Genomic DNA, 11,926 nt, shown 5'->3' with positions numbered 1-11,926 from the left:
GGACTATATAGGCACTAAAAAGTAAGATTTAGCCGGTGGAACGCCGTGTGATGGGAAACTATCACGCACGGTGTGGAGCGGGGGAAAAGCCCGAGGTGGTAAAACCAGAGGCTTACCTATCGCTATTTGGTTTGATTCCTAAATTTGAAAAACTAATAGCGACAATTCGTTCAAGAGAAATATCGGCAAGTATAATACTGCAAGCACAATCTCAATTAAAAGCAATTTACAAAGACCATGCAGATACAATAGTTGGTAACTGCGACTCTACACTCTTTCTAGGAGGAAAAGAAAAAACAACAGTAAAAGAATTATCAGAAACCTTAGGAAAAGAAACCATAGACCTATATAACACATCAGAAACAAGATCAAATCAAAAATCTTTTGGACTAAATTACCAAAAAACTGGCAAGGAACTTATGAGCCAAGATGAAATAACTGTAATGGACGGTGGTAAATGTATATACCAGCTAAGAGGAGTAAGACCTTTCTTATCAGATAAGTTTGATATTACAAAACATAAAAATTACAAGTTATTGGAAGATTATGATGAGAGAAATGTTTTTGATATTGAAAAGTATGTTACACGAAAGGGTAAAGCTAAGATAAATGGTAATACAGTGATAACCAGATTGTAATATTTACTGTAAGAGTCTATACATGCGAGGGACTATATTATATAATAGAACTAGATAAATTAGAATTTGTGGAGGAGAAAATGATGGATAAATTAAGAAAAGAAATTGCAATTCAGCAGAAAAAAGGATTACCATTTATCATGGCATCGGTGATTATATGGCTTCTGATAGTACTTGTGTCAATTTTAGATATCAATATGAATATGAAAAATTTATTGGTGTTTTGCTGTTCATGCCCATTATTACCGCTGTCTTGGCTAATTGGTAAACTTATAAAGGTGGATATCTTTTCAAAACAAAATCCACTTGGACAATTAGGCTTCATTTTCACCTTAAATCAAATGGTTTATTTATTAATCGTTATGTGGGTGTTTAGTGCGGTTCCGGAAAAGATGATTATGGTATACGCTATGGTGTTTGGAGCACATTTATTTCCATATTCATGGTTGTATCAATCAAAGGGATATACAGTTGCTGCAATTTCCATTCCGATGATTTCTTTGATTTTAGGATGTGCATTAAACGGCACAACGGTTGCTGTTGCGGCATGTATTATTGAGATAGTATTTGCTTGTGTATTACATATGGAATTAAAGAAAATGGGAGATAACTAAAACAAATCCCAGTTTGTCGAGCCAAATAATTAAATAGGAACGCAAGAGATGATAGATAATTAAACTCTATCGTCTTTTTTTATACTCAAAATTAGGAGGTTTAAATGGTAAGGATAAGAAGCCCCACTTAAAACAATTTAATATATAAGACATTTAGCGATTGAAATATAAATTCAGTCGCTTTTTTAATTGGAATTTATAGATTAAGGAGAAGAAATTAATGGATAGAGAAATGATAAATATAAATGCAAATTTAGTTAAGGAAGCTGAATTTTCAGAATTTGAAAAAGATGGAGAAAGTGTTCAAGTAGCAAATTTTGCTCTTGTTAAAAAATATGGAAAGGGCAAAGAATATACAAATTGCTCATTATATGGAGAAAAGGTAGAAATTGCAAAAGAATTTGAAAAAGGAGATCTAATCCATGTCTTTGGATATTTCAAAGAAAACAAAAAAGGAGATAAGGTCTACAAGAACTTTATAGTTAAATCACTAAATAAAATAGAAAATAAGAAAGAAAACGAGGAGGTATAATATGGAATTTTTTACAGCTGGAGTTGGAGTTTTAAAGACACTTGTAACTGCAATTGGTGCAGGTTTAGGAGCGTGGGGAGTTATTAACTTGATGGAAGGTTATGGTAATGATAACCCTGGTGCTAAATCTCAAGGTATTAAGCAGCTTATGGCTGGTGGGGGAATTGTACTAATCGGTATCAAATTAATTCCACTACTTGCAAATGCTTTAAATTAGGAGAAAGTCTATGTTTGGTATCTTTGACAAGCTAACTGAATTTTTTAAGGATATGCTACTCGGAGGTATCAAAGCAAATCTTGAGTCCATGTTCTTAGATATAAATGACAAGGTAGGAGTTATTGCAACTGATGTTGGAAAGACGCCAATGGGTTGGAATGGAGAAGTATATAATTTCATAAAAAATATTAATGATAATGTGATTGTTCCAATAGCAGGTCTTATCATAACAGCAGTTTTATGTATTGAACTCATAAATATGGTTATGCAAAAGAATAATATGCACGATACAGATACTTTTGAGTTTTTTAAATATATTATAAAGATGTTTATAGCAGTCTACCTTGCAAGCCATGCCTTTGAATTTTCAATGGCAGTCTTTGATGTGGCACAAAATCTTGTAAACAAAGCGGCAGGGGTAATCACTACTTCTGCCACTGTTTCAGGAGATCAGATAGTTGCAATGGTTGATACATTAAAAGAAAAAGAGATAGGTGAGCTTTTAATGATATTAGTTGAAACAAGTCTTGTAAGGATTGCAATTCAAGGAATATCGCTAGTTATAACATTAATAGTATATGGGCGTATGTTTGAAATATATGTCTACTCATCAGTATCATCCATACCATTTGCGACTATGGGAAATAAAGAATGGGGTCAGATTGGAACAAATTATATCAAGGGACTTTTTGCCTTGGGACTACAAGGTTTGTTTTTGATGGTATGTTTAGGTATCTACACCGTTTTAATAAGAACGGTACAGGTTACAGATATTCACGCAAGCTTGTTTAGTATATTAGGATATGCTCTACTACTTGGACTTATGATGTTTAAGAGTGGAACAGTTGCAAAAAGTATTATGAATACGCACTAGGAGGAATAAATGTTAAAAAAGAAAAATTGTGCTTTATTGGGACTTGGAATTTTATTTGGAGGAACTTATGAGATCTTAAAAGAGAAAAAAAGAAATGAAGAGATTAGAAACTTAAAGAGGAGAATAAATATACTCGGAAGATGTCACAATGAATTTGTTATGTATCAAGGAGAATACAATGATAGAAATGAAGAAAAACAAGAAGAATTTGAAGAAAGAATTAACTACCTAGAAGAGGAAACAACATCTAATTATGACCATATACTTGAACTTTCCAAAGAAGAAGTAGAGGGAGATTAAAATGGCGTATGTACCAATACCAAAAGATTTGGACAAGATTAAAACAAAGGTTGCCTTTAACTTAACTAAAAGACAACTTATAGGTTTTTCTGTGGCAGGACTAATTGGCATACCAATCTATTTATTTATGAAGAAATATCTACCCAATGATGTTTCAATCATTGTAATGCTAATATTAACCCTGCCAATCTTTTTTATAACCTTATATGAAAAAGACACTTTAACTTTTGAAAAATATTTTAGATTTTTCTATCTTCATAAGTTTTATCAACCAACTAAGAGAATAAGAAAGGAGGCATACCTTGAAGCAAAGAAAAAAGCAAATCAGCGACTTAAATCTAAGGGAAAAACAATTAAAAAAAGACCGAAAGGAAGTAAGAAGGCTAAAAACAAAGAAAGATCCAACAAATAGTCTTCTAAGTGTACTTTTAAAGAAAGAGAAAAAGAGATTTACAGTTGAGGACACTATTCCATATATAAGAATGTTACCAGAGGGCATTTGCCAGTTAGATGAAAAAAATTATTCAAAGACAATTTCATTTCAAGATATAAATTACCAGTTGGCATTGGAAGAAGATAGAGATTTAATCTTTAACCAATTTGCCAACTTTTTAAATTCTTTTGATCCAAGTGTCCACATTGAACTTTCATATGTAAATCAATTAGGAAGAAATATAGACCTACAAGACGCAATTAAAATTGCTGATAAGGGAGACTTCTATGACGATGTAAGAAAAGAGTTTAGGGAAATGTTAAAGCTTCAACTTGCAAAGGGCAATAACGGACTTAAAAAGATGAAGTATATAACTTTTACCACAGAAGCCGATAACCTAGAGCAAGCAAGAGCAAAGTTAAATAGACTTGAAGTAGATATTTTATCTAACTTTAAATCTATGGGAGTAAGAGCAGAAAGTCTTGATGGCGAAGAAAGGCTAAGACTTGTTCACGATATGTTAAATCCAGACAAGAACTTTGATTTTTCATATAAAGATTTGAAGAAGAAAGAGTCTACAAAATCACATATAACTCCTAATATATTTAATTTTGCACCAGCAAATAATTTTAAATTTGGGAAATTCATTGGAGCAGTAAGCCATTTTCAAATACTTGCAAGTGAGTTATCAGACAGAATGTTATCTGAGTTTTTAGATATTGATGACAATATTTATGTAGCTTTTCATATAGATGTAGTTGAACAAGCAGAAGCTATTAAACTCATTAAGAGAAAAAACACAGACCTAGACAGAATGAAAATTGAAGAACAAAAGAAAGCCGTTCGTGCTGGATATGATATGGATATTATTCCATCAGATATAAATACTTTTGGGGCTGATGTTAAGTCCATGTTATCTGACTTACAAAATAGAGATGAAAGGCTCTTTGTAGTTACCATAGTAATGATGAATTTTGCTAGGACTAATCAAAAATTAGAAAACACCATTGCTCAAATATCATCAATTGCTAACAGACATAATTGTCAGGTAAAAAGATTATCTCATCAACAAGAACAAGGACTTGTTTCTGTCTTACCTCTAGGAGTTAATCAAGTCGAGATAAAAAGATTTTTAACTTCATCATCAACGGCAGTATTTATGCCTTTTACAACAGAAGAGCTATTTATTGATTCGGCAAATTCTTTGTACTATGGCTTAAATGCCCTTAGCCAAAACTTGATTATGGCAGATAGGAAGAAACTCAAGAACCCTAACGGATTAATATTAGGTACACCAGGTTCTGGTAAATCTTTCTCAGCAAAGAGAGAGATGGCAAATGCAATTCTTGTAACAGATGATGATGTAATTATTTGTGATCCTGAAGGCGAGTATTCAAACCTTGTAAAGCAGTTTAATGGAGAAGTTATTAAAGTTTCAGCAAAGTCAAAGGACTACCTAAATCCATTAGATATTAATATGAACTATGGAGATGGGGACGCACCTTTAAAAGATAAGGCAAACTTCATAATGTCCATGCTTGAACTTGTAGTAGGAGGATCTGGTCTTACTGCTGCAGAAAAATCTGTTATAGATAGGTGCTTGCCAAAGATATATCAAAAATATTTTGAAGACCCCAAACCAGAAAATATGCCAATATTAGGAGATTTATACGATATGCTCCTATCTCAAGAAGAGGGGGTTGGTAGAAAACTCGCAACAGAAATGGAAATTTATGTTAAGGGAAGTCTTAATGTCTTTAATAATAGGTCAAATGTTGACCTAAATAGGCAACTGCTTTGTTTTGATATAAAAGAGCTAGGAACACAACTTAAAAAAATAGGTATGCTTGTAATTCAAGACCAGGTTTGGAACAAGGTTTCCCTTAATAGAGGAAGCAAATCTACAAGATACTATATAGATGAGTTCCACCTTTTATTAAAAGATCCACAAACTGCTTCATATTCAGTAGAAATCTGGAAAAGATTTAGAAAATGGGGAGGCATTCCAACAGGTATAACTCAAAACGTAAAAGACCTTTTAACAAGTCAGGAAATTGAAAATATCTTTGACAATACAGACTTTGTTCTAATGTTAAATCAAGCATCTGGAGATAGAGATATTCTTGCTAAGAAATTAAAAATATCGCCTTATCAGTTAAACTATATTACTAATTCAAATGCAGGTGAGGGATTATTATTCTTCGGAAATACTATTGTTCCATTTATTGATAAGTTCCCTAAAGACACCATGCTATATAAGCTAATGACAACAAAACCAGAAGAAGCTAAGTAGGTGTGATATGGATAAAAAACTAAAAAAAGATTTTCAAAAGAAAATTATACGAAATAGGGACGCTCCTGAAAAGAATATGGATAGTAAACTTGTTCATTCAGATGATTATACCAATAAGATTATTAAGACTAAGGATAGGTTCGGAGATAAAATTTCAGAAAAAGAATCTAAACTTATTCATGAGAATGTATTAGCTAAAGATCAAAAACAAGATAAACTAAAAGATTTTCAGAAGTCTAAAAACAAGGAAAGAATCAGAAAAGAAGTTTTAGAAAATAAGGATAAGGCTGAAGAAACAAAACAAGCTAATTTTGAAATAAAGACAGATGAAAGCTTTAAACTTGATGAAGACTTAGATGTAGACTTCAAAAAGGTAAATTTTGATAGTGAAGACAGTAGAAATATTAATTCTAATAAATTAACAACAGATGATATTTCAGCTAAGGCTAAATCAATAAGCAATAAGAAGCTATCAAGTAGAAGACAAGTTCTTAAAAATTATGAGGATAAACTTATCCATAGTAAGGATAAATTCCAAGATAAAATTAACGAGAGAGAGTCTAAACGAATCCACACAAGTGAAGATAAACCTATTGAAGCAAAGAAAAGTAAGAGAATATATAGAAAAGATAAGCTTGTTAAAGATGAAGTAAGCAAGAACGAGGGTAATGCTAATATCGATAAAAAGCAAAAGCTTTATCAAGAAAAGAAGTTTAGAGATAAGGAAAAAATTTCTAAAGAGATAGATAAAGAAAATAAGCTAAGCGAAGTTGATACAGATAAGACTTTTGATAATTCGAAGGTTGAAGACAATAATCAAGAATTTATAAAAGATGAAAAGAAAACAAGCTTTAAATCTTCAGAACAACAGAAAGTTAATAAAAAGAAGACTTACTACAAAAGAAAAAATTATGAAAGTGATAAATTCACTCGAAAGAAGATTGATGACTTAAAAAATGAAGCTAAGAAAGCTACACCGAAAAACTCTAAGAAAGCACAAGATGTTAAAGACTTTATCTCAGATAAAAAGATTGGAGAACTTGAAAAGTCTAAAAGCAAGCTAAAGGATAATATTTTAAAGAATAAAACTAAAGGAAGTCTATCTTCTGGGGTTTTATTATCTGGAGCTAAGTCCTCAGAGTTAGTGAGAGATTATTTAAGTTCAGGATCTGACAATACTGGTGTAGAATCTGGAGAAAAGGTCGCTAATGTAAGCTCTAAACTCCAGCATGGAATAAGGAAGTATAAGCTAGATAAAAAGAAAAAGTCCTTAAAAAAGCTATCTAAACTTGATAAGAAAATAAGAAAGAGAAAAAGCAAGCTGGAGTTTGAAAGTGGCTTGGAAGATTTAAAAAAGTCAGACGCCTATATAAAGAAAAATAGATTTAAGAAGTTTTACCAGAGAAAACAAATGAAGAGCATGATAGCTAAAAAGCACGAAACAAGACTTGTAGATAGAGTTAAAAAAGCTATTTTAAGTTTAGGTAAGGCTTCTAAAGAGCTAATCGTAAGAAAAAGTAAGATGGTTCTATTTCTAGTAATAGGACTAGGTCTTATGCTATCAATCATGATTGGTGGCGGAAGTGTTGGTATGAGTGGACTAAGTAATTCAGTAAACTCAGTAATGACAACAACATACCTATCACAAGATACAGTTCTAAGTGAAGTAAATCAAGAATTTTCATCAATGGAATATGACCTACAATCACAAATCGAAAGTGTAAAGACAAGTCACCCTGGATATGACGAATATATCATAAATAAAGAAGGAGAAATTGGTCATAATACCCATGAACTTTTATCCTATATTACTTCAAGATGTGGAGAAGTAAAATCGGCATCTGAAGTAAAAGGAATTTTAAAAGAACTTTTCGATAAGATGTATAAGCTTGATTTTAAGGAAGAAATTGAAATTAGAACAAGAACAGTAGCAAGAACTAGATATGATAGTCGTGGCAATCCTTATACTAGCTATGAAAAAGAAGAGTACGAATATAAAAAGTTAATTGTAACTTTAAAGAAAAAAGAAATGGATGAAGTTGTTAGAGAAATATTTAAAGATTATCCAGACAATGAAGTTCATTATGAATCTCTTCTTGAAGCTAAGGGAAATATGGGAGATGTTTTTGGATCAGGTAATGGGGACTTAGGAGAAATAGTAGATAATCCAAACTTTGGAAATCCTGGTCTTGCTTTTGATTCAGCTACTGCCAAGGCTCTTTTTAATGAAGCAGAAAAACATATAGGCAAAAGATATGTGTTTGGAGCAAGTGGACCATCTAACTTTGACTGTTCAGGCTTTGTATGTTGGTCATTTACAAAGTCTGGTGTAAAGAGAATGCCAAGAACAACTGCATGGAGAATATACAAAGACTATTGTAATCCAGTGAGTCCAAGTGAAGCTCAACCTGGAGATATTATATTTTTCCACTCAACATATAACAGTGGAACACCTATATCTCATGTAGGAATATACGCAGGTAACGGAATGATGATTCACGCAGGAGATCCAATTCAATACACATCAATAAATTCAAAATATTGGAAATCACACTTTTATGGTTTTGGAAGACCAAGATAGAAGGGAGATATTATGTGAGCAGAAAGCTTATAAGTATTAGGAACAAAAAGAGAAAAATAGAAGAGAAATTGAAAGATTTAAATGCAAAATACAAGGAAATTTGCGATGAAGAAATAAAAGTTGAAAATGAAGAAATAATTGTAACTCTTAGGAGGAACAATATTAGCTTGGAAGAATTAATGGAGAAAATCAATGATAGAAAAAGAGAAGAAAAATTAAAAGAAAAGGGGAATATTCATAATGAAGAAATTTAAGACGAACAGACTAAGAGCCTTTTTTATGGCTCTTTTATTAATTTTAACATCAACCTCAACTACTAATGTACTAGCTAAAGCTGATGATACAGATGGTAGTAAAAAAGTTATAGAGAGTTCAATAAGTAAAATTAGTGATTTAGAAAATCAGATCAAAGACTTAAATGATAAGAAACAAGAAGATCAATCAAAGATAGATGAATTAAAGGAAAAGTTAGAATCTTGCAAAGATAACGGAGAAAAACTAAAACAAGAAAAAGATAAGCTTGAAGAAGAAATTAGAGATAAAGACAATAAGATTGCTCAATTGAATAAAGAAATTGAGGATCTTAAAAACTCCAATAATGATGAACTAATAGCAGAAATTACTCAGCTTAAAGATGAATTAAAAAGATTAGAAGATGAAAATGCAAAACTAAAAGAAGATTATTCATCTACAAAATGGGAGTTAGAAGCTGAGAAAGAAAAGGCTGATAAAAATGAAAATCAAATCAAAGAAATGCAAGAAAAGCTCGAGTCTTTAGAAGGAGAACTTGCAAAGAAGACTAAAGAAATCGAGGATAAAGACAATAGAATTAAGGACTTAGAAAAAGCTCTTGATGAAAAAGATGCTAAGATAAAAGACCTTGAGTCTAAAAAGAAAGAGACAGAAAATTCTAAGTCAGAATGCTTTAAGAAAATTGAAGAGCTTCAAAAGGCTATTGATAGCTTAAAAGAATCTTCTGAAAATACAAATAAGGAATTAGAAGATAAGATTAAAGAACTAGAAGAAAAACAAAAAGCTTCTGAAGAAGAAATTAAAAAGCTAAAAGAAGAATTAGATAAGAAAATTGAAGAAGCAAAGAAGTTAATCGAGGAAGCAAATAAAAAAGCTAAAGAAGAACTTGAAAAACAAGCTAAAGATGAAAAAGACAAAAATCTAAACCAAGACTTATCTAAGAAACTAGATGAACTTCTAAAACTCCAAAAAGAAAACAAAGAGAAGAAAGAAGATAAGAAGTGGGACGAAATTTTGAAAGCTGATGATAAGAACATCCTAAATCAAGTTGATCTTAATAAGATGAAAAAGCAAGAGGAACAACAAGGTAAAAAACAAGTTAAAGATGAAAAAGAATTTGCAGTTTTCCAAGTAGACAAAAACTTCTATAACATTATTAACAAAGATGGTAAGACAACAGTCTACATGGATGTAAAAACTTATGTAGACCAAGGAAGAACTATGATTCCAGTAAGATATATTGCTTATACTCTAGGTTTTAATGTTGAGTATGACAACTCTACTCGTGAAGCTATTTTCTCAAATAAAGAGAATAATATCTTAGCTAAAAAGACATTAAGACTAAATATTGATACTGGTGTTATGAAAGATTCAGATGGAAAGGTATTCAATTCAGATGTTAAGCCAGTGATTATAAATGGAAGAATTCATGCTTCAATTTCAAATATTGCTAAAGCTTTTGGAGCAAGTCATGGAGATATTAAAGATGGTAAAAACCAAACAATAGAATGGGACAATGTTAGAAAAGCAGTCTATGTATTTAAAAATGTAAAATAAGAAAGGATAGAAAAATGAATATAAGCATTAAACGAGGAGTAGCCATAGCGTTACTCCTTTTTACATTTATAGTACCAGCAACTACATTTGCAATGACAAATGAAGGGCAAATTGAAAGTCAAAACGAATCAATCTATGAACCACAAAGAGAAGAATTTGAAAAAATGTTGAAAGATGATGTTTTTACACCATCAAAAGAAGAAATTCCTTATCAAGATGTTCCAAGAATACCAGGAAATACAAGTGAAGCAACCAAGCCTTCAAATAATCCTCCAAAGAAAACACCACTTGTAAAAGGTGGTAATACAAAGGCAGTAAATAGTCTAGCGACACAAGAAAATAAGGCAAGAGGTTCAGTAATTGAAAATGTAGATAGGAATGGAAAAGATATTACACCAAGTGGAGATACAGAAAAAGATAAAGAAAATCCAGTAGATGTAAGACAATTTTTAACATTTCAAACTAAAAGTGGAAAAACTATGCACCTAATAGTGGATCACTCATCAAATCAAGATAATGTAAGATTATTAACAGAAGTAGGAGAGCAAGACCTACTAAATATGATTGAATCAGAAGATAAAAATACTATAAAGGTTGAAGAGCCTAAGAAGGAAGAAGTAAAAAAAGAAGAGCCGACGGTTGTTCCAGTAAAAGAAGAAAAGAAAAGTGGAATAGGTTCATTTCTAATTGTTGCACTTGTAATTGGAGGAGTTGTAGGAGCAGGATATTATTTTAAAGTAGTCAAAGCAAAAGAAGATAGAATGTTGGAAGACTTTGAAGAAGATGATGAGGATTATATTAGTGAGTCAGAAGATGAATCTGACAATGATGAAAGTCATGATGAATCATCAGAAGATGATGAAGATGATGAACTATTATAATAATTTTTAAAAGCTTGAGCGAGAGAGAAATCTTTCGCTCTTTTTTTATTTATGGAGGTATTAATGAAGTTAGTAATAGCAGAAAAGCCAAGTGTAGCAGTTGCAATTGCAAAAGTAATTGGAGCAAGAACAAGAAAAAACGGATATTATGAGGGGAATGGATACATTGTTTCTTGGTGTGTAGGTCATTTAATTCAAATGGCAAGTCCCGATAAGATAGACGAAAAATGGAAGAAATGGTCAATAGACACTCTTCCTATAATCCCAGAAGAATATATTTATGAAGTATCTAAAAGCACTAAAAAACAATATGGAGTTTTAAAGAAACTTTTAAACGATAAGAACATCGACACAGTTATAAATGCTTGTGATGCTGGAAGAGAGGGAGAACTTATTTTTAGGCTTGTATATAATCAAGCTAAATGTAAGAAGAAGATTCAAAGGCTTTGGATATCTTCAATGGAAAACAAGGCTATTGAAGATGGCTTTAGAAATCTTAGAGACGGAGAAAACTTTGAAGACCTATATAGATCAGCAAGTGCAAGAGCTATTGCGGATTGGCTGGTGGGAATGAATTTAAGTAGGCTTTATTCTTGCATTTACAAGGAAACATATTCAGTTGGTAGGGTACAAACACCAACTCTATATTTAATAGCTAAAAGAGATAGCGAAATAAACCTATTTAAGAAGCAAAAATATTATACAGTTGACCTATCTTATGGAGGATTGAAACTTGTATCAGATAGGATTGATA

The 11,926-nt window shown here is 31.5% G+C and carries 12 protein-coding genes and 1 pseudogene; all 13 read left to right on the top strand.

Translation table 11 applies throughout. The features are described 5' to 3' along the window. Window positions 1-128 precede the first annotated feature (128 nt). A pseudogene (locus HKO22_RS10380) lies at window positions 129-638 on the top strand (type IV secretory system conjugative DNA transfer family protein); the annotation flags it as partial. Window positions 639-718: 80 nt separating this feature from the next. Further along, window positions 719-1,252: a DUF7010 family protein gene (locus HKO22_RS10375; RefSeq protein ID WP_016648548.1), complete on the top strand. Its 534-nt coding sequence runs from the start codon at window positions 719-721 to the stop codon at window positions 1,250-1,252. 220 nt (window positions 1,253-1,472) lie between these two features. Further along, window positions 1,473-1,784, top strand: a complete 312-nt coding sequence (locus tag HKO22_RS10370) for a single-stranded DNA-binding protein (protein WP_039121381.1) — start codon at window positions 1,473-1,475, stop codon at window positions 1,782-1,784. Between the two features lies 1 nt (window position 1,785). Next, window positions 1,786-2,001 carry a Maff2 family mobile element protein gene (locus tag HKO22_RS10365; protein ID WP_000394204.1) on the top strand — a complete coding sequence of 72 codons (216 nt, stop codon included), beginning with the start codon at window positions 1,786-1,788 and terminating at the stop codon, window positions 1,999-2,001. A gap of 10 nt (window positions 2,002-2,011) precedes the next feature. Further along, entirely contained in the window at window positions 2,012-2,875 is an 864-nt protein-coding gene (locus tag HKO22_RS10360) for a VirB6/TrbL-like conjugal transfer protein, CD1112 family (protein ID WP_039121395.1), read from the top strand. 9 nt (window positions 2,876-2,884) lie between these two features. Further along, window positions 2,885-3,175 carry a hypothetical protein gene (locus HKO22_RS10355; RefSeq protein WP_039121396.1) on the top strand — a complete coding sequence of 97 codons (291 nt, stop codon included), beginning with the start codon at window positions 2,885-2,887 and terminating at the stop codon, window positions 3,173-3,175. 1 nt (window position 3,176) lies between these two features. After that, window positions 3,177-3,587 carry a PrgI family protein gene (locus tag HKO22_RS10350; RefSeq protein WP_039121397.1) on the top strand — a complete coding sequence of 137 codons (411 nt, stop codon included), beginning with the start codon at window positions 3,177-3,179 and terminating at the stop codon, window positions 3,585-3,587. Then, window positions 3,478-5,901, top strand: a complete 2,424-nt coding sequence (locus HKO22_RS10345) for a VirB4-like conjugal transfer ATPase, CD1110 family (protein WP_037598822.1) — start codon at window positions 3,478-3,480, stop codon at window positions 5,899-5,901. The genes HKO22_RS10350 and HKO22_RS10345 overlap by 110 nt, the downstream gene beginning before the upstream one ends. 7 nt (window positions 5,902-5,908) lie before the next feature. Further along, the gene (locus tag HKO22_RS10340) at window positions 5,909-8,482 is read left to right on the top strand and encodes a CD1108 family mobile element protein (protein WP_169970468.1); all 2,574 of its coding nucleotides are present in this window, start codon (window positions 5,909-5,911) and stop codon (window positions 8,480-8,482) included. 14 nt (window positions 8,483-8,496) lie between these two features. Beyond that, complete coding sequence (locus HKO22_RS10335; RefSeq protein ID WP_133147662.1) at window positions 8,497-8,736, top strand: hypothetical protein; 240 nt, start codon at window positions 8,497-8,499, stop codon at window positions 8,734-8,736. Next, window positions 8,723-10,291, top strand: coding sequence for a stalk domain-containing protein (locus tag HKO22_RS10330; protein WP_169970466.1), 1,569 nt, complete (start codon window positions 8,723-8,725; stop codon window positions 10,289-10,291). Before HKO22_RS10335 ends, HKO22_RS10330 begins: the two co-directional genes overlap by 14 nt. A gap of 14 nt (window positions 10,292-10,305) precedes the next feature. Next, a complete protein-coding gene (locus tag HKO22_RS10325; RefSeq protein WP_062810420.1) occupies window positions 10,306-11,172 on the top strand; it encodes a CD1107 family mobile element protein in 867 nt (288 codons plus the stop codon). A gap of 63 nt (window positions 11,173-11,235) precedes the next feature. After that, a partial coding sequence (locus HKO22_RS10320; RefSeq protein ID WP_235932859.1) for a DNA topoisomerase occupies window positions 11,236-11,926 on the top strand: 691 nt, incomplete at its 3' end.

Origin of the sequence: Peptoniphilus faecalis, assembly GCF_012976305.1 — a bacterium.
GTDB classification, from domain to species: domain Bacteria; phylum Bacillota; class Clostridia; order Tissierellales; family Peptoniphilaceae; genus Peptoniphilus_A; species Peptoniphilus_A faecalis.
The sequence above is the reverse complement of the archived record's forward strand: the minus strand, read 5'-3'. Positions and strand labels throughout refer to the sequence as shown.

Excerpts from the sequence above, each read along its gene's own strand:
- HKO22_RS10375 (WP_016648548.1), top strand. The coding sequence starts at position 719 with ATGATGGATAAATTAAGAAAAGAAATTGCAATTCAGCAGAAAAAAGGA.
- HKO22_RS10370 (WP_039121381.1), top strand. The coding sequence starts at position 1,473 with ATGGATAGAGAAATGATAAATATAAATGCAAATTTAGTTAAGGAAGCT.
- HKO22_RS10365 (WP_000394204.1), top strand. The coding sequence starts at position 1,786 with ATGGAATTTTTTACAGCTGGAGTTGGAGTTTTAAAGACACTTGTAACT.
- HKO22_RS10360 (WP_039121395.1), top strand. The coding sequence starts at position 2,012 with ATGTTTGGTATCTTTGACAAGCTAACTGAATTTTTTAAGGATATGCTA.
- HKO22_RS10355 (WP_039121396.1), top strand. The coding sequence starts at position 2,885 with ATGTTAAAAAAGAAAAATTGTGCTTTATTGGGACTTGGAATTTTATTT.
- HKO22_RS10350 (WP_039121397.1), top strand. The coding sequence starts at position 3,177 with ATGGCGTATGTACCAATACCAAAAGATTTGGACAAGATTAAAACAAAG.
- HKO22_RS10340 (WP_169970468.1), top strand. The coding sequence starts at position 5,909 with ATGGATAAAAAACTAAAAAAAGATTTTCAAAAGAAAATTATACGAAAT.
- HKO22_RS10330 (WP_169970466.1), top strand. The coding sequence starts at position 8,723 with ATGAAGAAATTTAAGACGAACAGACTAAGAGCCTTTTTTATGGCTCTT.
- HKO22_RS10325 (WP_062810420.1), top strand. The coding sequence starts at position 10,306 with ATGAATATAAGCATTAAACGAGGAGTAGCCATAGCGTTACTCCTTTTT.